Genomic DNA, 24,749 nt, shown 5'->3' on the forward strand with positions numbered 1-24,749 from the left:
ATAAGGGGCTTGCTGTTGCAATACCGAGGCGGCATGCACTTTCTAGTTATAAGGAAGGAAAAACGGCTGGTAATGTTCACTATCCGGGTGCCTCAGGCAAGGGGTTTGCAATATTCTGTTACATATAACCCGGGCCGGATAATAAGCCTTAACCTGATTTGTTATTCAGCGTTAAATTTTACTATTCCAGGCTTTATCGATTTTTTGTCTTTTTTTACAGCACAATTTTAACTATTTAGTTATATATTCTGCTTGCAAGCCTTAAAGGCAGTGATATAGACCATGTTATTTAATATACCTGGCCTATTGTATTGCTATTGATCCATTAATAGTAACGATAGCAAGCCGTTAGAGCCCGATTTATCACTATTTTTTAACCTGAAGTTATCAAAGTGATGCAGATCACAAATTTATAGAAATTTCTTATCGCAAAAAAACGATTAACCTGGTGGGCAGGTAATGCGTCGAACAAAATAAAATCATCAGTCGGTTTTAATGGCATAAACGAATGAAATGGCGGCAATGGCCAGCAGGCCAGGGGGAAGAGCTACAGGCTCACGAGCGTGAGCCGGGGGAATCAGACTTCGACCTTCTCTTTAAACTCGCAGAGATCTTCGATGATACAGGAGCCACAGCGCGGTTTGCGGGCTATGCAGGTATAGCGGCCGTGAAGGATAAGCCAGTGGTGGCAATCAACCTTAAATTCTGCCGGAACCACCTTCAGCAGTTTTTCCTCTACCTGCTCAACGTTTTTGCCTGCGGCAAACTGGGTGCGATTGCAGACGCGGAAAATATGGGTATCCACGGCGATGGTCGGCCAGCCGAAGGCGGTGTTAAGCACCACGTTTGCGGTTTTACGCCCTACGCCCGGCAGCGCTTCAAGCGCGGCTCTGTCTTCCGGTACTTCGCCGTGATGCAGCTCCAGCAGCATACGGCAGGTTTTAATCACGTTTTCCGCCTTGCTGTTAAACAGGCCGATGGTTTTGATGTATTCCTTTACGCCGTCAACCCCCAGGGCCAGCATCGCGGCAGGCGTATTAGCCACCGGATAGAGCTTCGCGGTGGCTTTGTTCACGCTCACGTCGGTGGCCTGAGCGGAAAGCAGTACCGCAATCAGCAGCTCAAACGGGCTGCTGAAGTTAAGCTCGGTAGTGGGGTGCGGGTTGTTGTCCCTTAAACGGGTGAGGATCTCAATCCGTTTGCTGTTGTTCATGAAGCCTTCTCTGCATTCCCTTCAACGACGGCTGCGGCTTCACGCGCGCGGCGCGCCTTCATTTTTTCATCAATGAGGTATTTTAGCGCCAGCAGCATGCCGAGGCCAATAAATGCGCCCGGCGGCAGCATCGCCAGCAGGAAAGGCGTATCGGTATGGAACACTTCGATGCGTAACACCTTAGCCCAGCTTCCCAGCAGGCCGTCGGCGCCGTCGAACAGGGTGCCGTTACCGATGATTTCGCGAATTGAGCCCAGCACAAACATCGCGCTGGTTGCGCCGAGGCCGGTTGCAAAGCCGTCCAGGGCGGCGTAAGGCACGCTGGCTTTTGCCGCATAGGCTTCAGCGCGGCCTACCACGATACAGTTGGTGACGATAAGCGGGATAAAAATCCCCAGCGATTGATAAAGACCAAAGGCGTAGGCGTTGATAAGCATTTGCACGATGCTCACCACCGAGGCGATTATCAGCACGTAGACCGGGATACGGATCTCAGACGGCACCCAGCGGCGCAGGGCAGAGATGGTTCCGTTAGTCAGCGTCAGCACAAGCGTTGTGGCAAGGCCAAGGCCCAGCGCGTTAGTCGCGGTGGACGTTACGGCCAGCAGCGGGCAGAGCCCCAGCAGCTGAACCAGCGCCGAGTTATTCTTCCACAGCCCGTTAACCAGGACGCGTTTAGTTTCACTCATTGTTTGTCTCCACAGGCGGGCAGTTCGCCAAGCTGCTGAGGCAGCGTTTCGGCAAACAGCCCGGCACGTTTAACCGCGTTGACCACGGCGCGCGGGGTAATGGTGGCTCCGGTAAACTGGGTAAACTGGCCGCCGTCTTTTTGCACCGCCCAGCTCGCGTCATCGCTGCCCTGAATACGCTTATTGGTAAAGTGGGTTATCCAGTCGCTCAGGCGCAGTTCAATTTTGTCGCCAAGGCCCGGCGTTTCGTGGTGTTCGGTTACGCGAGTGCCGAGAATGGTGCCTTTAAAATCGGCGCCAACCAGAATTTGTATCGCACCAGAATAGCCGTCCGGAGCGGTGGCTTCCATTACAACGGCAACCGGCGTATCGCCTTTACGGGCGACATAAATATGGCGAGCCCCTTTCCCGAGCGGGGAGTCCTTTACCAGCAGGCAGCTATTCTGAATATTGTTATCGTAAACATCATCCGGGATAACCTGGTCGAACAGCATTTTTTGCTGAAGCGCGGACTGCTGGGCGATGGTCGGCTTTGTCAGTTCATTCACCAGCGCGGTGAGGCCGGTAAATAGGGCGGCAAACAGCGCCAGCGCTACGCCATGCTTTTGCATTGTTTTAAACATAGCGTCTCCTTAACGGTGGCCGTAGGCGCGAGGGCGCGTGTAGTAGTCGATAAGCGGCACGGTAATATTGCCAAGCAGCACCGCAAACGCCACGCCGTCCGGGTAGCCGCCGTAAGTGCGGATAAGCCACACCAGCAGGCCAACCAGAGCGCCAAAAATCAGGCGGCCGCGGTTAGTCGTTGAGGCGGTAACCGGGTCGGTAAGAATAAAGAATGCGCCCAGCATGGTTGCGCCTGAGAACAGGTGTACCAGCGGAGAAACGCATTTCTCAGGAGCGATGAGCCAGCCCAGCGTGGAGCAAACCAGCAGAGCAATCAAGAAGCCCGCAGGAATATGCCAGCGAATCGTTCCGCGCCACAGCAGGAACAGGCCGCCCGCCAGATAGGCAAGGTTAACCCACTGCCAGCCCAGGCCCGCGAGTACGCCGCCAAAAATCGGGGCTTGCAGCAGCTGTTCGGCGGAATGCCCTGCGTGCAGGCCGGTTTTAAAGGTATCGAGCGGCGTAGCCTGGCTAATGCCGTCCACGCCCATACGCAGCTTGTCCATGGTGTCGCCGGCGGCGGTAGCACCGTGGAAAATCACCTGCAGGCTGTCAACGAAACCCGGCACCGTAGCGGCAATCGACTGCGGAGGCAGCCAGGAGGTCATCTGTACCGGGAAGGCTATCAGCAGCACAACATAGCCAATCATCGCCGGGTTGAAAGGGTTATTGCCCAGGCCGCCGTACAGCTGTTTGGCGATAATAATCGCAAAAACCATGCCCAGCACCACCATCCACCACGGCGCAAGGGGGGGAATACTGATGCCCAGCAGCAGCCCGGTGAGCAGGGCGGAGTTATCCCCGAGATGGCTTTGCAGCGATTTTTTGCGCAGGCGAAGCACTAATGCTTCTGCGGCCATGGCGCTGGCTATCCCGAGCGCGACCTGAACCAGCGTTCCCCAGCCAAACCAGTACCACTGCATCGCGATGCCGGGCAGGGCGGCGAGGGAAACCAGCATCATAATCCGCGCCGTGCTGCGCTGGTTATGGGTAAACGGGGAGCTTGCGATTTTAAAAACCATTTATTCCTCTGGAGACATCTGAGCGGCTTTGCGTGCCTGTACTCGGGCGATCGCCGCAGCCACCGCGGCTTTGCGTGGATCTTGTTCTTTTTCAGCCGGTTCAGACTGCTCCGACTCGGCTTTCTGAGCCGCTTTACGTGCTTTAGCTCGGGCGATAGCGGCTTCAACGGCGGCTTTACGCGGATCTGCCTCCGCGTTGGCAGGAGCTTCCGTCTGCTGAGCTTTCTCCGCCTGGCGCGCGCGCGCTTCGGCTTTACGCGCTTCGCGAGCGGCAATGACTTCGCTATTGTCCGGCACGCTTCCAGCTTTAACGATAATGGGCTCTTCGCTGGCCTGCGCTTTTTTGCTTTTCACGCGGGCAAGTGCAGCCTGAATAGCATCGTTGTCCTTCGCCGTTGGCTGAACTGCGGCGCTTTTATGGCGCTCAAGGCGGGCGGCCTTCTCGCGCTCAAGCCTTGCCTGACGGGCTTCAAAGCGCGCTTTCGCTTCAACGGTGCGCTTAGCCTCAAGCTCAATCTCGCGGATCTCGGCTTTTTCCTGGCGGAAGTATTGCACCAGCGGAATATTACTCGGGCAAACATAGGCGCAGGCGCCGCATTCGATGCAGTCCGAGAGGTTATGCGCTGTTGCCTTGTCGTGCTGCTGGCCTTTGCTGAACCAATAAAGCTGCTGTGGCAGCAGATCGGCCGGGCAGGAGTCCGCGCAGGCGCTACAGCGAATACAGCCTTGCTCTTCCTGCTCTTCGCCCATTTCGCTTGCCGAAGGGGCAAGCAGACAGTTGGTGATTTTTACCACCGGCACGTCAAGCCACGGCAGGGTGAAGCCCATCAGCGGCCCGCCCATAATCACCTTCTGCTCTTGTACCGGCCTGAAGCCCGCAAACTCCAGCAGATGATTAACCGGCGTACCGAGGCGCGCCCATACGTTACCCGGCTGAGAGATGGACTCCCCGGTTAAAGTGACCACGCGTTCGGTAAGCGGCTCGCCGTCAATAACCGCGCGTTTTACCGCATAAGCCGTCCCGACGTTTTGCATCAGAATGCCGATATCCGACGAACGGCCGCCGTGTGGAACCTGCTTGCCGGTCAGGATCTGAGTCAGCTGTTTGGCGCCGCCGGACGGATATTTCGTTGGGATCACGCGTAACTGCATGTCGTGGCTATTTGCCAGCACCGCACGCATCATCGAAATCGCCTGCGGCTTATTATCTTCGATGCCAATTAGAATGCGCTGCGGCTGCAATATATGGGCGAGAATGCGCACGCCTTCGACGATTTGCGCCGCGCAATCCTGCATTAGCCGGTCATCGGCGGTGATATAGGGTTCGCACTCAGCGGCGTTAATGATGAGCGTGTCGATCTTATCGCCGCCGCCCAGCAGCTTATTGCCGGTAGGAAAACCCGCGCCGCCCAGCCCGGCAACGCCGAACTGATGAATGCGTTCAATAAGCGCCTCGCGGCTCTGGCATCGGTAGTCGCTCCAGCCGTCCCGCTCAATCCAGATGTCTTCACCGTCGGCATCGAGGATGACGCTTAACTCCTCGAGTGCGGAAGGGTGTGCCGTTGAGTGTGGGGCAATGGCTTTTATCGTACCGGAGGTTGGGGCATGTACCGGCAGCATTCTGCCGCGCCCGCGGGTCAGCGGCTGGCCGCGCAGCACGTAATCACCCGGCTTCACGCAAAGCTCGCCTTCAGGGCCGATGTGCTGTTTAAGCGGAATAACCAGCTGAGAGGGCAGAGGAACCTGGCGCAGCGGCGTGCCGTTGGACTGGGTTTTCATCTCCGGGGGATGAATGCCGCCGTCGAAATCCCAGATCCTGTCTTTTTTAAAGCGATTGAAAAAATTAAGCATGATTATCCGCCGGGATCATACGCACCGGGATGGTCTGCAAATCCCATTTCCAGCTTTCGGTAGTGGGGCTGACCGGACGCAGTTCAATGCAGCGGGTCGGGCAGGGGTCAACGCAGAGATTACAGCCGGTACACAGGTCGCTCACCACGGTATGCATCGCGCGGGTTGCCCCGACAATGGCATCTACCGGGCAGGCCTGAATACATTTGGTGCAGCCGATGCAGTTCGCTTCGTCGATAATAGCCAGCATGCGCACCGGCTCCGCATCGGCGGCGTCGCCGTCAATGGGCTGCGGGTCAACGTTTAGCGTAGCGGCAATCTTGAGCATCACGGCTTCACCGCCGGGCGCACAGAGGTTTATCTTCGCACCTTGATTGCCTACCGCTTCAGCATAAGGGCGGCAGCCGGGGTAGCCGCACTGGCCGCACTGGCTCTGCGGCAGCAGTTCGTCAATGCGGTCAACAATAGGATCTTCTTCAACCTGGAAGCGGCGCGAGGCATACCCGAGGATCACGCCAAACAGCAGGCCCATCAGCGTGACCGAAATAATAGCCATCCACAGCGTAGTCATCAGAACTTCACCAGACCGCTAAAGCCCATAAATGCAAGCGCCATCAGTCCGGCGGTAACCAGCGCAATGGCGTTGCCACGGAAAGGCGCGGGGATGTCGGCAACGACCATGCGTTCGCGGATGGCGGCAAATAGCACCATCACCAGCGAGAAACCAAGCGCGGCGGAGAAGCCGTAAACGGCGGACTGCAGGAAGTCGTGCCCGAGGTTAATGTTGAGTAGCGCCACGCCGAGCACCGCGCAGTTGGTGGTGATAAGCGGCAGGAAGATACCCAGCAGACGGTAAAGCGCGGGGCTGGTTTTACGCACCACCATTTCGGTGAACTGCACCACCACCGCGATAACCAGAATAAAGGCCAGCGTGCGCAGGTAAATCAGGTCCAGCGGCACCAGGATAAATTCATCAATTATCCAGGCAAAAATTGAGGCGAGCGTCATCACGAAGGTGGTTGCCAGACCCATGCCGATGGCGCTTTCCAGTTTTTTGGAAACCCCCATAAACGGACACAGGCCAAGGAACTTCACCAACACGAAGTTATTGACCAGCACAGTACCAACAAAGAGCAGCAAGTAATCTGACATTATTCGACCTGAAACAAAAAAAGCCGCCTATTATCGACTAATCGAAGGGCGGCGACAACGGGCTATCTATAGGGTTATTACGGGTTAATGAAGGTCTGCTTTACGCGCTTAGAACGCTTCAAATAAGGCACCAGTAATGCCGCAGCCATCAGGGAAGGGAGCAGCAACTGCACCGCCACCTTGTCGCTTACCGGCGAGAATGCAAAAGATTTAATCGCCAGCAGTACGGTAAACAGTAGCCAAAGAACATAATGGCGGACCACGTTCTGGCGGCGTTTAAAGAAAGCGATAGTTAACCACAGCGTGTAGCCCCACATCGCCAGCGCGCAGCCGACGGAAAGGGCAAACAGCAGGGTCGTTTTGGCATCCGCATTGCCGAGGGCCTGGCGGGCCTCAGGGGAAAGAAGCAGCATCAGGAAGCTCGCCAGCGCTATGGAGCTGCTGAGTAACGACATTAATAGCCACGCCAGGGGCGCAAGCAGCCAGCCTGCAATACGAGGCGGTTGGGTCGTTGTCATATTTCCTCCCGATTTACCAATATGATGAATAAAGCGGGGGGATTATAAGGGATTTTGCCGCCATTGCTACCGGCAGGCGTTTACTGAACGTAACGCCAGACGGTTTTGGGGACACAGCCAAGGTCAAAAAGGCGGCCGCCGGAAGCGAGTTCTGCCCGGCGATGATCGGCAGCGCGGTACATACTAATGATTTCGCCGCTGTCGGTTAGCGTGTAATTGAGGTGGTCGAACAACTTTTCCAGACTGTCGGATGTGTTGATTTTACGAAACTTCATCAGGTAATCGAGGGTGCTCAGGGCGGTAGCATTTTCCATAAGTAGAGTAAGATTATAATTATCAGTTAACGGGAATGAGGGATAATAATCGCAAAAGGGGACAGAAACTTAGCGCTATTATTAAGCAACTGAACAATTAGGAGTTTTCTCTGCCGGAGCCAGGAAGATAGTGACGCAGGAGGCTAATTATCTTATTCATTTAATTTAATCTGACAGGCTGTAGAGCTTATTAGACATTGATATTAAGACCACAGCTAATATCAGGTTAATTAGCAATAATGGCTCTCAACCGGCCGGTAATTACGCAACGCGGTAACTTGCTGTTGTGGCAAGTCGGGGGATAAGGTGAAATGACGGAGTCCATTGACGAGAGGAAAACAAATGAGTGATACCATTCGTGTCGGGCTGATCGGTTACGGTTATGCCAGCAAAACTTTTCACGCGCCGCTTATCTCCGGTACGCCTGGAATGAGCCTCGCTGCGGTATCCAGTAGCGATGCCGATAAGGTTCACGCTGACTGGCCGGGAATGAAGGTTGTTTCAGACCCTCAGCATCTGTTTAACGACCCCAATATTGACCTCATAGTGGTTCCCACCCCGAATGATACCCACTTCCCGCTGGCAAAAGCGGCGCTGGAAGCGGGAAAACATGTCGTTGTCGACAAACCGTTCACCGTAACGTTGTCGCAGGCTCGCGAGCTGGATGCGCTGGCGAAAAATCTTGGCCTGCTGCTTTCGGTATTCCATAACCGCCGCTGGGACAGCGACTTCCTGACGGTGAAAAATCTGCTCGCCGACGGCACGCTGGGCGAAGTGGCCTATTTTGAATCTCATTTTGATCGTTACCGCCCCCAGGTTCGCAACCGCTGGCGCGAGCAGGCGGGCGTCGGGAGCGGTATCTGGTACGATTTGGGGCCGCACTTGCTTGACCAGGCGCTGAATCTGTTTGGCCTCCCGGTCAGCATGACGGTCGATCTCGCGCAGTTGCGGGCGGGCGCTCAGGCTACCGATTACTTCCACGCCGTGCTGGCTTACCCTCAGCGCCGCGTGGTGCTGCACGGAACCCTGCTGGCGGCGGCGGAAACGGCTCGCTACATCGTTCATGGTACGCGCGGGAGTTATATCAAATATGGGCTCGACCCTCAGGAAGACCGCCTCAAGGCCGGTGAGCGTCTGCCGCAGGAAGACTGGGGCTATGATATGCGAGACGGCGTGCTGACCCTGGCTCAGGGCGAGTTGATGGCCGAGCAAACCTTGTTGACTGTCCCCGGTAACTACCCGGCTTACTATGCAGGCATTCGCGATGCGCTGACCGGCAAAGGGGAAAACCCTGTTCCGGCCGCGCAGGCAATTCAGGTGATGGAGTTGATTGAACTGGGCATGGAGTCGGCGAAGAAACGCGCCACGCTGAACCTTTCCTGAGTAAAATCCCTCACCGCAGCGGTGAGGGATCTCCTTAATGCAGATTATTAAAGTTGTAGGTAAACGTCAGGCTGAATCGCCAGTCGCGACGGCTGCTGTCGCTGGGTAAATCGGCCAGCGGCCTTGCTGCTTCAACGGAAACAGAATAATGACGGCTGTCGCCGACCGTGACGCCGGTAGCCACCGAGGCCAGACGCTGGTGCCGGAACCCCTGCTGGTTAAACCAGGTTTGGGCGGTATCCGCCACCACGTAAGGCTGCACCGTGTTAAGCCATACGCCTTTCTCCAGATTATGCAGATAGCGCAGTTCAACCTGCCCGCCGTAGCCGTAGTCACCGCTTGCCTCGCCGTCCGGGTAGCCTCGCCCGTAGCGCTGGGCGCCAAAGCTCACGCGCTCTGCTTCCGGTAAATTATTGTTCGACCAGTCACCCTCCAGCGAAGTGCTTAACTTCCAGCGCTCGGCCACCATCCAGGCAGCATCGCCGTTGGCTTTCCAGCGGGTGAAATTGAGATTAGTGCCTGAGCCCGGTGTGGTGCTTGCGCCGAATCCGTCGATGCCTTTGCGCAGCGTCAGGCGTGTGCTCCAGTTTGTTTTCTCATATTCCCGGTAGCCCCAGGCCGAAAACTCGGCTGCCGGGTAGCGCGTCCGCTGGCTGACGGAAGGTAAGTCGATACTATTTTCGAACCTGCTGGCCCGCAGGGCGTAATCGTCGCGCTTATCTATATAATCCAGCCCGCCGCTGACGGAAAATTGTTTTTTACGCTCCAGCAGCAGGGGATAGCTGAAGGCAATCCCGCCGGTGTACTGCGTGGTTTTTTCCCGTGCTTCAATGGCAATGTCCTGCGGCAGATACAGCAGCGGCGTAAAGTCGCGCGGGTCTTCGCGGTAGAAACTGCCCTTGAGCTGCATCAGCAGGCCGTTATCGGTGAGGTATTGCTGATAGTTTGCGCCGAAATAGGTTTTGCGGGTGCCGTTATCCAGCGGGATAAGCGTTGCCAGCCCCAGCTGATCGCCGTAGCTGGTGAGATTGCTCAGCGTGCCGTTCACCAGCGCCAGGTTAGATCCTTTGCGCGTATCGATGGTGGAAGAGAGATCCCATATATGCGGCTGCGTGGCATCGATTTTCATATCTGCCGCGCCGTAAATATTATTCGGCAGGGCGGCATTAGCCTCAACTTTAGTGGCCGGAGTACGCTGCATCAGCAGGCTGTAGCGGTCGAAGGTGGCCTGGCTGAGCGGCTTCTCCTCCATCATCAGCGCCGAAAGGCGGCTTAAACGCTCGCTGGTGCTGGCATTGTCGCTGTTGATATTGCTGTGGGCGATATAGCCCTCAACCAGCACGATGCGCACCGTGCCGTCATGAAAATTATCGCTCGGTAAATAAGCATACGAGAGCGGGAGGCCATCCTGCTGATAGCGCTGAGTGATGCCGTTTGTCAGCGCCAGCAACTGCGAGAGCGGAACGGTTTTGCCCACCAGAGGGCGAAAAGGTTCAACCAGCGAGTCCAGCGGATAGCGGGTACCGCCGATAAACTGCAAATGCTTTACCGTCACCGGCGTTTGCGGCGTCAGCTGCGGGGCCGGAGGGGCAACACTGACCTGAGGCGTTTTTTGCCCGACCGGGGGAAGCGCAACGGGGCGCGCCGCTTTGGCGGGGTTATTGGGGTCGATAAGCGTGGGGGACATGTCAGCAAAGCTGATGCTCAGCGTTGCTCCGTACAGCAGCAGAATACCCAGACGATTGTCCATAGTGAGCTCCCTTAACTGCGCAGCGAATCAAATGCTGTGAAAAAAGTGCTCCCGCCGTTACCACGGGAGCACATGTGCCATATTAAGCACTATTTACTTTTCAGAAGACCGCCGACCGCTCCGGTAAGCCCGGTTTGCTGGCCTGTTGTTCCGTTATTGGTAGTGCCTGCGCTGGCGCTGACGTTCGTGGTTAGCGATGAGGTCAGGCCGGTGACGGTAGTGCCGAGGTTGGTGACCAGCCCGTTACCGCCGATGCCGAGCGAGCCGGAAGCGCCCGCCGATACCGAACCTGAACCGCTGCCGCTGCTGCCGGTTTGCACCGGTTTTACCAGCGCGCCGCTGTCCGTCACGGCCTGCCCGGTGTTCTGAACGACTTGCCCTACGCCGCTAAGTGAAGGGTTGCTGCCGCTGATATTTGAGCCAATGCCGCTCACTGCGCCACCTGCCGACGTCAGGATATTGTTAACCGGCGTGCCGAGCCCGGTTGCGCCGCCTACGGCCTGAGTGGCTTTTTGAGTGTCGGCGAGCGTAGTGTTAACAAGACCGGTAGCGCCGGTCGTCAGATTGGCGACGCCCGGGCTTTGTACGGTTTGCGTCAATGCATTACCCGCGCCGGTAACCACTTTGCCCGTGGTATCCACCAGGCCGCCCGCTGCGCCGGTTAAGCTACCGGCTGGAGTATTCGCCGTGCTACTGGCAAGGTTAGTGCCGATAGCCGAAACGGTAGTTCCCAGCCCTGAAACCGCGTTAGTTGAACCGGACAGAGTTGTGCCGAGACCGTTCGGGTTATTGGCGTTACCCAGCCCGGTAACCAGCCCGTTGCTGACGGTTGAAACCGCGCTGCCGGTTCCGCCGACGGCAACCGCTACGGTTGAGGTCACCGGATTATTAACCGGAAGTTGAGAGGCTACTCCGGTAAGCGTGCTGCCCACGCCGCCGGTTGCCCCGCCGACATCTTTAATCACGTTATTTCCGGCGCTGTTGGCAACGGTTGTACCGCCACCGCCTGTTCCACCGCCGCCAGTACCTCCTCCTCCGGTGCCTCCGCCAGAGCCGCCGCCACCTGTTCCACCACCGGTTCCGCCCCCTGAGCCTCCACCGCCGGTTCCTGTTCCGCCTGAACCCGATCCGTCTCCGCCTGAACCAGTGCCACCCCCGCCGTTATTTGCGGTATCTGTCCCGCCGGCGTTGGTGCCGGTCGCCCCGGCCGTTTTCGCCGTATTGTGCGAACTTCCGCCCCCGCCGCTACAGGCGGACAGGGAGAATGCAAGCAGTACCGCCATCGCAATAGCGCTGAGGCGGCCAATGTTATTTGAGCGCATAGCAATACTCCACTATTAGCACGCCGGACGGCGTAATAATAAGTGTATGGCTTATTTCACGCATCGCCACACGGTAGACAATTTAATATGAATTTAAATTGCTAAATGAGAGCTATATCTTCTTTGTTTATTGGTTTGGTTAAAAATGGCGCGTTAATTTTCAATATTATCAATGATTTGATTTTTTACCATGAGGTCAAAATTTATTTATTTAAATTACCTTGATTTAATCTAATGTGCGTTATTAGAGTGGTTTTAAATTAAGCGCTACTGCATTCATACTTTAGTTGTAGTTGTGCTAAAAACTTAGCGTTTCGTTTTTCAATAAAAATAGAACGAGAAGGTAAATAATTTTTCGATGGTTATGAAATTGTTAACTCGCCAGCGCGGCAAAATTGTTGCAAAGTAACGGACTGGTTCGTTTTGGTAAGGAAAGGAACAACAATGGGTTGGTTGCAAAAACTAAAAATTGATAATTTTTTGCTGATAATGATTGCTGTAGTTGTGGTTGCTTCGCTGTTTCCCTGCGAGGGGATAGTGAAAACCGGGTTTGAGTATCTGACGACTTTTGCGATTGCGCTTCTGTTCTTTATGCACGGCGCCAAGCTCTCCCGTGAGGCGATTATGGCGGGAATGGGGCACTGGAAACTGCATTTAGTCGTGTTTCTCAGCACCTTTGCTCTGTTCCCTCTACTGGGGCTGGCAATGGGCTTTCTCTCTCCGGCCATTCTTAGCCAGCCGCTGTATATGGGCTTCCTTTATCTCTGTGCGCTCCCGGCGACGGTTCAGTCGGCAATCGCCTTTACTTCCGTTGCGGGCGGGAATGTAGCTGCAGCGGTTTGCAGCGCCTCTGCCTCCAGCATTCTCGGCATCTTCCTTTCGCCGGTCCTGGTTGGCGCGTTGATGCAAACTCAGGAAGGCTCCACCGATACCCTGCATGCCATCGGTAAAATCATCATGCAGCTGATGGTGCCGTTTGTTATCGGCCACCTTTCTCGTCCGCTTATCGGTAAATGGGTGGATCGCCATAAGAAACTTATCGGCCTGACCGACCGGTCGTCCATCCTGCTAGTGGTTTATGTCGCCTTTAGCGAGGCGGTTGTTGAAGGTATCTGGCATCAGGTAAACGGCTTCTCGCTGCTGATGGTTCTTATCTGCTCTCTGGTATTGCTGGCGATTGTGCTGGTGGTAAATACCCTGGCGGCGCGGCTGCTCGGCTTTAATACTGCGGATGAAATCACCATCGTTTTCTGCGGCTCGAAGAAGAGCCTGGCAAACGGCGTGCCGATGGCAAATGTCCTGTTTCCCGCAAGCGCGGTGGGGATGATGGTGCTGCCGCTGATGATTTTCCACCAGGTACAGCTGATGATCTGCGCGGTGCTGGCCCAGCGCTATGCGCGTAAAACTGCCGCAGAAAAACGGCAGCTGGAATCAGCGTCCTGACGCCAGCCGCCGCAGAGCGTTAAGCGGCGCGAACCTTAGCGGTTAGCGCCTGCTTTTCGGCTTCGCTGAGGAAGGCAATCTTCAGGCCATTCTCCTGCGCGGTGCGAATATGCGCCGCGCTGAGGCCCGCTCGCGGAGCCGCCACGGTATATTCATGAATAATATCGATACCCTGAACCGCCGGATCGTCGGTATTCAGGGTCGCCAGCACGCCGTGATCGAGGAAAGTTATCAGCGGGTGCTTCTCCAGCGCTGCAACGGTGCTGGTCTGAATGTTGGAGGTCAGGCAGGATTCGATGCCGATTTTATGCTCGGCGAGGAAGTCCATCAGCGCCGGATCTTCAACCGCTTTGACGCCGTGGCCAATGCGCTCTGCGCCCAGCTCGCGAATCGCCTGCCAGATGCTTTCCGGGCCTGCGGCTTCGCCCGCGTGAACGGTAATGCGCCATCCTGCGTCACGCGCACGGTTAAAGTGATTCAGGAACAGGCTGCCAGGGAACCCCAGTTCGTCACCGGCCAGGTCCAGGGCGGTAATGCTGTCGCGGTGGGCGAGCAGGGCATTCAGCTCGGCTTCGCACGCTGCTTCGCCGAAGGTGCGGCTCATAATACCGATCAGGCGGGCTTCAACCCCGAAATCACGGCAGCCCTGGCGAACGCCTTCGATAACCGCTTCTACCACGCCCGCTACCGGCAGGTTATGGCTCATCGCCATATAGCCCGGCGAGAAACGCAGCTCGACGTAATGCAGGCCGTTGCGGGCGGCATCTTCAATGTTTTCCCAGGCAACGCGGCGGCAGGCGTCGAGATCGCCCAGCACTTTCACGCCCCAGTCCAGTTTTTGCAGGAAGCTCACCAGATCCGGTGCGGTTTCAACTACCTGAACGTGTGGGCGCAGGGATTCGAGAGTATTGGCAGGTAAAGATAAATTAAACTGGCGGCCGAGATCGAGGATGGTTTGCGCACGAATATTGCCATCAAGGTGGCGGTGCAAATCGGTTAACGGCAGGGTGGTATCAATCATGGTCGCACTCTTTTTTTGATTAAAGTGCGGCGTATTATAAAAAGAAACCGGGGGCAATTGCTATGGTTGTGAGAACTTTGTTGCGCAAACGTCCCTGTTGCGGTTCAGAAGATAAAAACTACTTCAGCGAAAGCTTGTAACCAAGATGGCTGGCTATATCGTTTCCCGCACCGGGAATGATGACGGGTTAGTAACGTCTGAAAAACATGTTTATGTTGACAGACTTGGCAAGCAGCATCGTACAATTGGAAGTATAAATTACGATGCGAATCAGGCAATTCTGAATTATGGCTATATCACGAAGGATTCTTTTGAAGATGGCTGCACCGTTCGCCTTGCTAACTAGTGCTTGCGCTGGAAGAGTAACGGCGAATACTAAAGCTGGGGAAGGTCATTCCCCAAAGTAGCAACCCCCGGCTCAACGCCAAACAGCACCGGGGGTATCAAGAATGATGCATGGGGAGGTGTTGATGATGCCACCCTTAGAACAGAGCTTAAGTCAAACCATGGGGCAGACCTGATTCGAGGCAAAAAATTGCTTCCTGGATCGCCAGGCAGAGCTCTAACGCAGATCATTTCTGATGAGGTTTCAATTCGAGACTTCTCTGGAAGTGATGATTATAATGGGAAAAAAGGAACTAATAACCTCAATGCAATAAAGTCTTATGTTGCATATCTTAAAATTAATGGTGGAGGAGTTCTTCGATTCCCGAAAAAAAACACAGGAATTTATTACATAGAGGGTAGTGATTCTACTTTAGTTAGTGGTGATGGATACGAAATAATTGCCGATGAAGGCGTTTCATTTGTTGTTAACGGCTCCTGGACTCCTTTAATTACTAAAGGAATAAAAACTAATCGTGAAATTAAATTTAAGTTATTACCTATAAATTATACATTTTATCTGGGTAGGAATGCTTACAATCGTCCGTCAGATCAAATGCCTGCCATAAATCAAATGCAAGGCACTTATGAAATACCTCACGCATTAACTAGTGATGATTTTCATGGATATTTACTTTCAGGAACAGCTGGGACCAGACCATCGGTAACTGTTACTGGAGGCTCAGAAACGCTAAACATTGTTTTCACATCGCCAAATGAGCGAAGCGTAGGTGTTACCTCGTGCACTATTGGCGATGAGGTTGGGATGCTTAATGATGCAGTGTCTGGGTCCGTAAGCGTAGGCGTTGTAACTCCCAATGGATTTGCCTTGGTTGAGCAAGACCTGGAAACGGGAGGCATTGCATTTAACTTAAATGGATCTCTTTCCTCTATCTCTATGAACGTTACAAGCTCAACCCGGAACCAATTTAACTCTGCTTTACTATCTGTGAAAATTGTATCAGATCAGATTTTTCAAGTATGTGTAAATGGCATTCCAATTAGTACATTCGATGCCGAAGAGGGTATTAGCGGAATTGCATTTGGTGGGTTTGGACGAAGTACAAATATGAGCTGGTCAAGCATGTATAAGATAAAGAACAGCAAAATATCCGGATTTAAATCGCTCAGAGCGATTATGTTAGGTGATTCGACTTCGGACCCGATTATACCATGTAGCCAATACGATTATATGCGGCAATTTTTGGCATCAGCTGGAATACAATTTTATGAGTTTGTAAATCTGGCAAACTCAGGCGATACATCTACTACTCAGAGAGCCAGATTTGATAATTATGGGATTTCAGGTTTTGATGTCTGCATAGCAAACATTGGGATAAATGATATACAGGGAGCTGTAACTCCTGGCGTCTTTGCAAATAATGTTGCTGCAATAGCAGCAAGATGCGTTGCTAACGGGGTTAAGTTCATCATGAGTATACCAACTGTGTGGTATACAAAATTAGAGGCATCCGCTCACGGACAGGGTGGGCAAGAAACACTTAATAGCGCTGGCGGGGCAGAATATCGAGCTGCCGCCATTAGGGCTATAGCCCCCTATGCTGATAAAGGTTGCGTTATTAGTACTGCGCCGCTAAGAATGGAGGGGATGATAACAGCAGACTATCTTGGTCTCAGTGGTGTGGATTCAGTATTGATGGATAACATTCATCCAACAGCTTACGGGCGAATGATGATGGGTATGGGTAATGCAATGGCAGTTATCGGTCTGTTTAACCCGCTAGGTTATCGAGATAATAAAATAACAATGATGCCTCTTCGCTGGGCTGCAGAGGGTTCTGATATATCAACATCAGCACCAAGAATATCCATCCAAAACGGCGATGTTAAATTTATGGGCAATATTGGAATTACTCCAGATTACGTTCCTGGTCATCCATTGTTGAGAATAGATCGCGAGCTAACAACCTCAAGATATGAAACTTTCCCCGCGACCGCACTCAATATTTCTGGAGGTATTGGTGTTGCAACGCTAGCAGTTTCACCGGACGGTGTTATTTCCTTATTTAATATACCCAATGGAACCGGGTATATTTCACTTGATGGGTTGAAACTATCAAAATGACTTTCTGAAGTATTGCCGAGTAATTGCTGGTGCTCTTAATATTTTAAATGGGCGGGAAATTCCCGCCTTCCTTAGTAATAAGGCGTCTGTTTTTCAAGCTCTAAAACTCGACTTCTATAATCAATGTCATCATTGTTTGTATTTTTTTTATTAATTATTTCATTCAGGCACTCGCCTAATAATGAACTTCTGACAAATGCTCCATAACCATTGGTATGGTACTGTGAATCAATGAATAGTTGGCTATCAAGATTTGATGCTGTTGGCGAACAGTAAATATTAATGCCACTGTCGGCAAGCATTCTCTTTATATGATTCAAGTTTTCTTTTGTCTCTTTTTTGCTGGTGTCAAAAGATGGGTTTCTCATTGTTACTGGCCATGTCAAAATAAACTTGCCATTATTTTTCTCTACAAAATATTTTATTTCTTTAATCTTTTTTAAAGCGTATGGAGATAACTGGTTTATATCAGAGAAGTAGTCAAAAGAACCTTTTTCAATGCGTTCATAGACAGTTTTTGAGTTAGATTTAAAATTTATATCTCCATTGTGATTAAAACTTTTATAATTATAACCATAATAATTACCATCACTTTTTGTTATCCTTTGTTCAACTATTTCTATCGGGTCAACATAGTTTTTATCAGTGGCAGTCAATCCTTCCCAGAGTCTCCTGGGGGTTATGTTTGCCAGGAATTTAATATAGTCGTAAGTATCTAACGTAGAAAGATAATCATGGCCCCACCCAGTCATATTATTGACAAACCAATCTGTTGGCTTTCCGTTTGAAGTGTAGTATTCATATTCCAGTGGCATAACAACTACATCACCAGGCTTCATGTATTTTTTTATTATGAAGGCATGATAATTAATGTCCAAACCTGCATGAGTGGCTAAGTTTACGACAGGCATTCTGGTTTTGTTTGATATTATATCGCTATCTATAGAGAAAAGGCTATTCGAGCCACTCACCACCATTATTTTCTTTGTTGAAATACCATCAGACACCATCCCTTTGAATTGATAAGCGTTGACTAGCCACCACTCACCAATAACTTGTTTTTTTTCCTGAAGTTTGAACGCCAGCAAGAATAACCCTATCGCTGTAAAAATTATTGCAAAAAAAATTATTATGCCATTTCTATAATTCATGTGACACCATCAAAAGTTAAAGTAAATAAATGAACCAGGAGCAGCACCACCGAGTGATACATAAACAGACAAACATAGACCAAATGCACATAATGCGGGAGTGACAATATTCCATTTGACACCGGCCTTGTCGTTTTTTGTCATTGAAATTATCAAGTTTGAGTTAAATGGATTAAGGCATATCGCAATGGCGGCTAAGCATGCAACGAGCATATATGGACCACTTAAACTTTTTGCATAGAAGAAAGCGTCAGCAAAAGGCTGGTTAAAAAGTAAGCTGCCTTGTATATTTCCTGAAAAAAGAAACATCTTCTTAAGAATGAGCGCTGCATCAGGAATATTGTCTGTACGGAAGAATATCCATGTGACATTAACAAAGTTAAATGTCACAAACCACCCAATTATTGAGGGCATTTTGAGCCCCATTTGTGACCACAAACGGTGAATAACCAAGCCTGCACCATGCAATGCTCCCCAAACAAGGAAATTCCATCCCGCACCATGCCAGAAACCACCAATAAGGAACGTTAAAAAGAGGTTCACATATGTTCTTAATGAGCCTTTGCGGTTACCGCCAAGAGGGATATAGACAAAATTTCTCAACCATGTTGATAGTGTTATATGCCACCGTCGCCAAAAGTCCTGAAGGTCGGATGCCAGATATGGGGAATTGAAGTTAACTGGTAGTATTACTCCGAATAACATGGCTGAACCTATTGCCATATCAGTATATCCTGAGAAATCAAAATATAGCTGCATACTATATGAAAGACTTGTTACCCATGAGTCAATTATACTCAATGAACTCACATTAGCATATCCTTGATCCGCAATGACTCCAAAGTAGGATGCAAGAACCACCTTTTTAAAAACACCAATGCTGAAAATAAAAACTGCCGGAGCAAAATATTTACCTAAATATAAACTCCTGCTATTTAATTGTGATGTTATTATTTCATAGTTTGTGATAGGGCCAGATATAAGTTTTGGGAAGAATAAAATATAGCAACAGTAATCTATGAAGGGAATATCTGAGATATTTTTTCGATATATGCTCACCGATAATGATATCTGCTGGAATGTGTAAAAGCTAATTGCAAGGGGAGCAATGACTTCTATATTTGCCAGATGCATATCGAATGCTTTTTCTATATTAAAAATAAAGAAGTTACAATACTTGAAATACCCAAGCGATATGACGTTAAAAATTATGGAAAGAGAGACTGACTTTATTGTTTTATCATGGTTAATGGCTCTAATTAATGCGTAGTTCACAATCATAGAGGATATTAACACTGGCAGAAATTGGGCGGTGAAAAAAGAATAGAAGTATATGCTTGAAATGCAAAGCCATATCTTTGATAAAGTAATGCTTAATTTTTTAAATATGAAAAATAAAATAACCGAAATGGGTAAAAAGAAAACAGCGTATTCAAGTGAATTAAAAAGCATCAATGATCCCCAAGGTAATCGTTCGGTTTATGAATTGGAGCTATGAGTGGAGTTAACCTTGGGTAGATTGTATTGTTTTTTAGACGGTTAGTCATTTGTAAATGAGAAAAAGAGATGAAAGTTATAGTAGGTATAGTTTTGGGCTGGTGTATACAGTCGTAGCGACATCTGTCGCACTCATGTAAAAACAATACCTTACATGACTCGATTTTAGGATTTGATGGTTGCTCGTTGAATGTGGTGACCCTCAGAGCAGGTAAAAAATTAGCGCAAAACAATTCAAAATCACAGATGGTGTCGATTCGTCTTGCGCTAATGCTCTGATGTAATGATGTTGCGCAAACGTCCCTGTTGCGGTTCAGAAGATAAAAACTACTTCAGCGAAAGCTTGTAACCAAGATGGCTGGCTTCGAAACCCAGCTTTTCATAAAAGCGATGCGCATCGGTTCGTGTTTTATCCGTCGTCAACTGGACGAGGTGGCAGCCACGTTCTTTGCATTGCTCGATGGCCCAGGCAAACATTTTTTTGCCAAAACCGGTGCCTCTCTGCGAGCGGGCGATACGCACGGCTTCAATTTGGGCGCGCCATGCGCCTTTACGCGCTAACCCCTGTATGAAAGTTAACTGCAAGGTTCCGATTATTTCATCCCCAGATACGGCAACGGCGAGCAGCTGATTCGGGTCGGCACTGATGGCATGGAAGGCTTCAAGGTAACGCGGGTCCGTAGGTGTACTGGGATCTTCTCTCAGGCGGCCCAACACGTCGTCGGCCAGAAGGGCTATGATGGCGGAAACATCGGCAAGTTGTGCTTTGCGAAATATTATCTCTGTCATTAAATGGCTTCCGTCAGTAGGGAGGGGCGAAATATCTAAGCCTGTGAATATTATCATAGCCCGCCTGGCAAATTGGTTAATGTTTGTTCTCAAATGTGTTTATTTGTAGAGGTATATCGATGAAAGCTAATGCTCATCCAGGTTTGTTTAGCTAAATGCTCCCCGCAGAAATATTGCAGAGTCTGATTCTGCGGGGAGATTTTTTTATTTAATTGCGCAGGTTGCTATAAATGTTGGCATATAGCGCTCTATTAAAAACCTTGGGTTGGGCTGCTGGTCTTCATAAAATCGCATAACCTGAAACCTGCCGCGAGCTGGCCTCCAATTTGCTGATTTAGCGAATGACCAAAGATCAGCGCTTCTCCACGTTTTTGCTTTGCGGCTAATTCATCCGCCGGGAGATCTTTTATATCGGAATAAGGTAGGCTAAAGCGAGGACGAATGATCCCTTGCTCAGCGTATTCCGCCGCCCGGTCGCCGATAAAAACGACCGGATTGAAGAAGCTGGATAATAACTTCCCTCCACTGGCTAATATTCGGTAGCAGCCCTGCCATACGGGGCGTATGTCCGGCACGTATTGGTTGGATATCGGGTGAATTATATAGTCGAAGCTTTCGGCCCCGAAGGTAGACAGGTCGCACATATCACCTTCAATCAGAGTAAGCGTTAAGCCGTCTCTTTCGGCGACGTATCGGTCTTTTTCAAGCTGGCCTCTGGACAGGTCAAAAACCGTCACTTCTGCGCCCGCTGCCGCCAGGACCGGTGCCTGCTGGCCGCCCGCAGAAGCGAGGCAGAGAATACGTTTCCCCTGCACGTCCGGGAGCCAGTCGGCAGGTAGCTTGCCCGGCGTAAGATGGATTTGCCATTCGCCACGGCGGGCGCGGGCAATAATTTCCTGGCTAACGGGCTGCGACCATTCGGCCTGCTGCCGGGCAAGCGTGTCCCAGGCGGTACGATTATGTTCGAGCAAATCGGCATGTTTTGTATAAGTATCAGGCATCTTATTTTCCTTTAAATTGAAAAACAGAGCCAGGGGAATACAGGTGTTAGCAATAAAACGCGGGGCGGAGACTCCACGGCTGAAATTGCAATAATAAACAATGATGCGTATTCACACTGGCATAGAATTAGCGTGGTTTCGCATTAGTTGTTCATTTCGTTGCAAGCCTCTGGGGAGTTCTGGATGAGGTTTTTAATTTAGACGCAGCGTATTAGCGGGTCAATATAATTATCGGCGGGAGAGAGGCGCGAGCTAAGCCCGCGCCCGAATATTTAAGCCTGTACGGCGCGTTTCTCATCAATCAGGCGGCGCAGCAGCGGGATAAGCAACAGCAGCACGGCGCCTGTCAGGAGCGAGCCCCAGCCCAGCTGATTGAAGACCGTGCTGTAGCCCGGATCGGTTAATGCCGGTGTGGTGCCGCTATTTTGCGGCATGCGGCCGGAGACATAGCCTGCAAGCACCGAGGCCACGCCGGTCACCATCATCCAGCAGCCCATCATCAGGCCCTGGAGATTGGCCGGAGCCAGTTTGCCTATCATCGAGTAGCCCACAGGGGAAATCAGCAGCTCGCCGATACTTTGCAGAATATAGCTGATAACAATCCATTTCAGAGCAACCATGCCGTCCGCGCCCGCCATAGAAATACCCAGCGGCAGTACCAGCATGCCAAGCCCCATGCAGAACAGGGAGGAGGCAAATTGCGCGGGGATATCAATCCGTACACCGCGATCGCGCAGGCGTTTGAACAGCCAGGCCATCAGCGGCCCGCCAATCACAATCACAATCGTGTTGATGTTTTGCAGCCACTGCGGCGAAACCTGCCAGCCAAAGGCGTTCAGGGTAACGTTATGTTCGGCAAACAGCGTCAGACCCATCGGTGCGAGCTGGTACAGCGACCAGAAGACCAGCGAGCCTGCCGCCAGCAGCAGGTAGGCAACCATGCGGCGGCGCTCTTGTTTACGTGAGTGGCGGGCCGTCATTACGCACAGCATCAGGAACACCAAAGCGCCCAGCACCAGCACGAAGCTGCTGCTGAATTCAGGATGCCCCAACAGCAGGCGCAGCACCGGTACAAGCAGGGCGAGGATCAGCAGGCCGAATGCCATGCGCAGGTAAAAATTGCGTCCCTTAACGTGCTGGAGCGGGGTGCTGATGTCGGCCAGAACCGGCCAGCGGAGCAGGGTTATCACCACGGCGGCAACGTTGCCGAGGGTGGCGAACAGGAACAGCGCCCGGTAACTTTCGGTCAGCTGGTAGTAGCCCGCCACGGTAAAGCCGATAAAGAAGCCCAGGTTCATCCCGGCGTAGTTCCACAGGAAGGCGGCTTCCCGGCGGTCGTCATCCGGGGCAAAGCGCTGGGTCAGCATCATATTCAGGCAGGTCACGTTCAGCCCGCTGCCGCTCAGGAACATCGCCAGGCCCCACCAGAGGCCGGTCAGGCCCGCATCCGCTATCAGGTAACAGCCTGCCACCTGTAGCAGCATGCCGAGGATAAACAGGTTGCGGTTGCTCAGGTAACGCCCGCCGAGGCAGCCGCCAAACAGGTGCAGCCCGTAGTTAAAGGCTCCGAAGATACCCATCATGGCGTCGGCCTGGCCGTCGCTGAAGCCTAGGCGTTTAGTCACGTACAGGACCAGGGTGGAGTACAAAACCGCAAAGCCGAGCGTGGCGAACATCTGGATGAAGAACAATGCGCCGGAGCCGGGAGGGATCGCCTGCTGCGAGGCGTGGCCGGAAGATAAACTCATACTGGTATCTCTCTGAACAACAAAAAGACCCGGGAGGCAAAGGCGTCACCGGGTCTTATTTCTATGACTATGATGAGAGAGCATTTTCGTCGCATTTAGTCTTTTTATGCAAAAGAGATCGACTAAATATTCATATTAAATAATTTCAAAATTTTACAAAAGGCGATTCGGTCAGCAACGGGCTGCTGTTTTTCTGAGCGCTGGCGCAGAAAAAACTACTCATCGTCCGCGCCGCGGGGGAAGGACAGATGAGCGGTGACATCACCCCAGGTTTTGCCTACTGGCGCTTTAAACAGCGGATGATCCGCACAATAAATAGGGTTGATCATGCCCTCCAGCGTGCCGTTGCTGCGGCGAATATCCCACCGAACCCATGCGTGCTGCGCCATATCGCAGCGAATATCTTGCGGAGCGGAGCTTAGCGGATATTCCGCCTGTATGCCTTTCTCAGAGACTACCTGGAGCCTGTAGCTCTGTTCGTCGTCACGCACGGCTACGGTCAGGATCGCCGTTTTGCCGTCGGCAGCCTGGCCCGGCAGCAGGTCACCATTGTTCAGGCTGAAGTTCAAACCGCAGCGGCGTTCAAAGTAGCTATGGCCTTTTTTAATGGCGGCAAGAATAGCTTCCCCGCTGAGCGCAGAGGCATAAACATAGGTGCTTGGGTCGCCGTAAATCGAGGGCTCTGTCGCCTGCGGATAGCGTTCGTGAGGCTGCATATGGCAGTCGCTGCCGCCCACGGCATAAATACGATGCCCGGCGTTCCACAAGGTAGTAAATATCTCTACAACCTGTTCGTTGCAGGTGGCGGCGGTTTTCCACGTCGGGTCGTTCAGCACTTCCAGCACATCGATTTCGGCCAGCGGCATGTCGTCGTACAACCAGCTCCAGGGGTGCAACATGGCGTGGTTTACGCTTAGCACGCTTTCGGGGCGTTTAAGTGCGATGCCCTGAGTAATCAAGCCGCGGCTGCTGTAGTCGGCGTTGTACATATTCAGCGTAGCGGCAGGGCCGTGAACGTTCAGATGGCCTTTATCTGCCGTGACTTCAATGCCCGGTAACAGTAGCACGCTGTCGTGGCGCGGCAGGCAGGCGTGAGACAGGTTGTGTTCGGTCAGGAAAAAGAAGTCCAGCCCCTGTTCGGCCATGATATCCAGCGCCTGGGGCAGCGTGTTATTACCGTCAGACAAGGTGGTATGGCCGTGCAGATCGCCGCGATACCAGCCGGGGCGGTCGCTGAGTGTGCGCTGGTAATCAAAAATGACCTGATGATCGGCGCGCAGGACGTCCAGTTTTTCAAAGTCTACCGGGGCGGCGAGCGCGTCAAAGCTGATATCAAGCCGGTAGCTCATCGGCTGCGGCGAACGGCTTTCGCCGATGACGTTATAAACGTGCAACTGCCACTCTCCCGCAGGCAGGTCTCCGGCCAGCGCGCCAACGGAGGCCCAATCAGAGCAAACCGTCAGCACTTTTTCTGGTTTTTGCAGCATAACCGAAGCCCGCAATTGCTGGCGGCTGTCGTAGAGGTAACAGTAAAGATGACCCGTGCGCAGCGTGGTGCCCGTCAGGCTGATTGCCGGGGTGTTTTCTGCTACCGCAAAGGAGTGAACAACGTGGCCGAAGGGAATTTCACCGGAAAAAACGTGCATGATTTGCTCCTGTTTTTAATGGACAAGAGCGTAAGGGAAACGGGTGAAGATAGTGTGTCGGTTGGGTGTCGGAAAGATGACGGAGAAATGAATTGGCCCGGTGAAT

The 24,749-nt window shown here is 52.0% G+C and carries 22 protein-coding genes; 4 read left to right on the forward strand and 18 right to left on the reverse strand.

What is annotated here, in order from left to right; genetic code table 11:
• Nucleotides 1-577: 577 nt before the first annotated feature.
• The 9 genes from nth to ydgT all read right to left on the reverse strand — a co-directional run bounded on the left by nth (nt 578) and on the right by ydgT (nt 7,404).
• Nucleotides 578-1,213: an endonuclease III gene (gene nth / locus HMPREF0201_RS08355; protein WP_016536126.1), complete on the reverse strand. Its 636-nt coding sequence runs from the start codon at nt 1,211-1,213 to the stop codon at nt 578-580.
• Nucleotides 1,210-1,902: an electron transport complex subunit E gene (locus HMPREF0201_RS08360; protein ID WP_016536127.1), complete on the reverse strand. Its 693-nt coding sequence runs from the start codon at nt 1,900-1,902 to the stop codon at nt 1,210-1,212. Before HMPREF0201_RS08360 ends, nth begins: the two co-directional genes overlap by 4 nt.
• On the reverse strand, nt 1,899-2,525 hold the full coding sequence (rsxG, locus tag HMPREF0201_RS08365) for an electron transport complex subunit RsxG (RefSeq protein WP_016536128.1): 627 nt from the start codon (nt 2,523-2,525) through the stop codon (nt 1,899-1,901). Before rsxG ends, HMPREF0201_RS08360 begins: the two co-directional genes overlap by 4 nt.
• Nucleotides 2,526-2,534: 9 nt before the next feature.
• The gene (rsxD, locus tag HMPREF0201_RS08370; protein WP_016536129.1) at nt 2,535-3,587 is read right to left on the reverse strand and encodes an electron transport complex subunit RsxD; all 1,053 of its coding nucleotides are present in this window, start codon (nt 3,585-3,587) and stop codon (nt 2,535-2,537) included.
• A complete protein-coding gene (rsxC, locus tag HMPREF0201_RS08375; protein WP_016536130.1) occupies nt 3,588-5,438 on the reverse strand; it encodes an electron transport complex subunit RsxC in 1,851 nt (616 codons plus the stop codon).
• Entirely contained in the window at nt 5,431-6,009 is a 579-nt protein-coding gene (gene rsxB, locus HMPREF0201_RS08380) for an electron transport complex subunit RsxB (RefSeq protein ID WP_016536131.1), read from the reverse strand. Before rsxB ends, rsxC begins: the two co-directional genes overlap by 8 nt.
• The gene (gene rsxA, locus HMPREF0201_RS08385) at nt 6,009-6,590 is read right to left on the reverse strand and encodes an electron transport complex subunit RsxA (protein WP_016536132.1); all 582 of its coding nucleotides are present in this window, start codon (nt 6,588-6,590) and stop codon (nt 6,009-6,011) included. The genes rsxB and rsxA overlap by 1 nt, the downstream gene beginning before the upstream one ends.
• 77 nt (nt 6,591-6,667) lie before the next feature.
• Complete coding sequence (locus tag HMPREF0201_RS08390) at nt 6,668-7,108, reverse strand: DUF2569 domain-containing protein (RefSeq protein ID WP_016536133.1); 441 nt, start codon at nt 7,106-7,108, stop codon at nt 6,668-6,670.
• Nucleotides 7,109-7,188: 80 nt separating this feature from the next.
• Nucleotides 7,189-7,404, reverse strand: coding sequence for a transcription modulator YdgT (gene ydgT / locus HMPREF0201_RS08395; RefSeq protein WP_039899250.1), 216 nt, complete (start codon nt 7,402-7,404; stop codon nt 7,189-7,191).
• Between the two features lie 360 nt (nt 7,405-7,764).
• Here ydgT and HMPREF0201_RS08400 point away from each other — a divergent pair, with 360 nt between their 5' ends.
• Complete coding sequence (locus tag HMPREF0201_RS08400; RefSeq protein ID WP_016536135.1) at nt 7,765-8,805, forward strand: oxidoreductase; 1,041 nt, start codon at nt 7,765-7,767, stop codon at nt 8,803-8,805.
• A 34-nt stretch (nt 8,806-8,839) separates the two neighbouring features.
• Here HMPREF0201_RS08400 and HMPREF0201_RS08405 read toward each other — a convergent pair whose 3' ends face one another.
• Both HMPREF0201_RS08405 and HMPREF0201_RS08410 read right to left on the reverse strand, forming a co-directional pair.
• The gene (locus HMPREF0201_RS08405; protein ID WP_016536136.1) at nt 8,840-10,555 is read right to left on the reverse strand and encodes a ShlB/FhaC/HecB family hemolysin secretion/activation protein; all 1,716 of its coding nucleotides are present in this window, start codon (nt 10,553-10,555) and stop codon (nt 8,840-8,842) included.
• Between the two features lie 89 nt (nt 10,556-10,644).
• The gene (locus HMPREF0201_RS08410) at nt 10,645-11,877 is read right to left on the reverse strand and encodes a collagen-like triple helix repeat-containing protein (protein WP_039898147.1); all 1,233 of its coding nucleotides are present in this window, start codon (nt 11,875-11,877) and stop codon (nt 10,645-10,647) included.
• Between the two features lie 444 nt (nt 11,878-12,321).
• Between HMPREF0201_RS08410 and HMPREF0201_RS08415 the strand changes: the two genes are divergently transcribed.
• A complete protein-coding gene (locus HMPREF0201_RS08415) occupies nt 12,322-13,320 on the forward strand; it encodes a bile acid:sodium symporter family protein (RefSeq protein ID WP_016536142.1) in 999 nt (332 codons plus the stop codon).
• Nucleotides 13,321-13,339: 19 nt separating this feature from the next.
• On the opposite strand, the gene add is transcribed toward HMPREF0201_RS08415, so the two are convergent.
• Nucleotides 13,340-14,341: an adenosine deaminase gene (gene add / locus HMPREF0201_RS08420; RefSeq protein WP_016536143.1), complete on the reverse strand. Its 1,002-nt coding sequence runs from the start codon at nt 14,339-14,341 to the stop codon at nt 13,340-13,342.
• A gap of 535 nt (nt 14,342-14,876) precedes the next feature.
• On the opposite strand from add, the gene HMPREF0201_RS23035 reads away from it, so the two are divergent.
• The gene (locus HMPREF0201_RS23035) at nt 14,877-16,811 is read left to right on the forward strand and encodes an SGNH/GDSL hydrolase family protein (protein ID WP_157056725.1); all 1,935 of its coding nucleotides are present in this window, start codon (nt 14,877-14,879) and stop codon (nt 16,809-16,811) included.
• Between the two features lie 71 nt (nt 16,812-16,882).
• Here HMPREF0201_RS23035 and HMPREF0201_RS08435 read toward each other — a convergent pair whose 3' ends face one another.
• Nucleotides 16,883-17,962 carry a hypothetical protein gene (locus HMPREF0201_RS08435; RefSeq protein ID WP_016536146.1) on the reverse strand — a complete coding sequence of 360 codons (1,080 nt, stop codon included), beginning with the start codon at nt 17,960-17,962 and terminating at the stop codon, nt 16,883-16,885.
• Nucleotides 17,963-17,971: 9 nt separating this feature from the next.
• The gene (locus HMPREF0201_RS08440; protein ID WP_342341889.1) at nt 17,972-19,372 is read right to left on the reverse strand and encodes an MBOAT family O-acyltransferase; all 1,401 of its coding nucleotides are present in this window, start codon (nt 19,370-19,372) and stop codon (nt 17,972-17,974) included.
• Between HMPREF0201_RS08440 and HMPREF0201_RS23325 the strand changes: the two genes are divergently transcribed.
• A complete protein-coding gene (locus tag HMPREF0201_RS23325) occupies nt 19,296-19,460 on the forward strand; it encodes a hypothetical protein (RefSeq protein WP_016536148.1) in 165 nt (54 codons plus the stop codon). The two genes, HMPREF0201_RS08440 and HMPREF0201_RS23325, sit on opposite strands and share 77 nt — an antisense overlap.
• Before the next feature lie 326 nt (nt 19,461-19,786).
• On the opposite strand, the gene HMPREF0201_RS08445 is transcribed toward HMPREF0201_RS23325, so the two are convergent.
• From HMPREF0201_RS08445 to HMPREF0201_RS08460, 4 genes are all read right to left on the reverse strand, one after another.
• Nucleotides 19,787-20,248 carry a GNAT family N-acetyltransferase gene (locus HMPREF0201_RS08445; protein ID WP_039898152.1) on the reverse strand — a complete coding sequence of 154 codons (462 nt, stop codon included), beginning with the start codon at nt 20,246-20,248 and terminating at the stop codon, nt 19,787-19,789.
• A gap of 251 nt (nt 20,249-20,499) precedes the next feature.
• The gene (locus tag HMPREF0201_RS08450; protein WP_016536150.1) at nt 20,500-21,249 is read right to left on the reverse strand and encodes a class I SAM-dependent methyltransferase; all 750 of its coding nucleotides are present in this window, start codon (nt 21,247-21,249) and stop codon (nt 20,500-20,502) included.
• A 272-nt stretch (nt 21,250-21,521) separates the two neighbouring features.
• On the reverse strand, nt 21,522-22,997 hold the full coding sequence (locus HMPREF0201_RS08455; RefSeq protein WP_016536151.1) for a peptide MFS transporter: 1,476 nt from the start codon (nt 22,995-22,997) through the stop codon (nt 21,522-21,524).
• Nucleotides 22,998-23,212: 215 nt separating this feature from the next.
• Nucleotides 23,213-24,643, reverse strand: coding sequence for a CehA/McbA family metallohydrolase (locus HMPREF0201_RS08460; RefSeq protein WP_039898153.1), 1,431 nt, complete (start codon nt 24,641-24,643; stop codon nt 23,213-23,215).
• Nucleotides 24,644-24,749: the final 106 nt, after the last annotated feature.

The organism is Cedecea davisae DSM 4568, assembly GCF_000412335.2.
Taxonomy (GTDB): Bacteria; Pseudomonadota; Gammaproteobacteria; order Enterobacterales; family Enterobacteriaceae; genus Cedecea; species Cedecea davisae.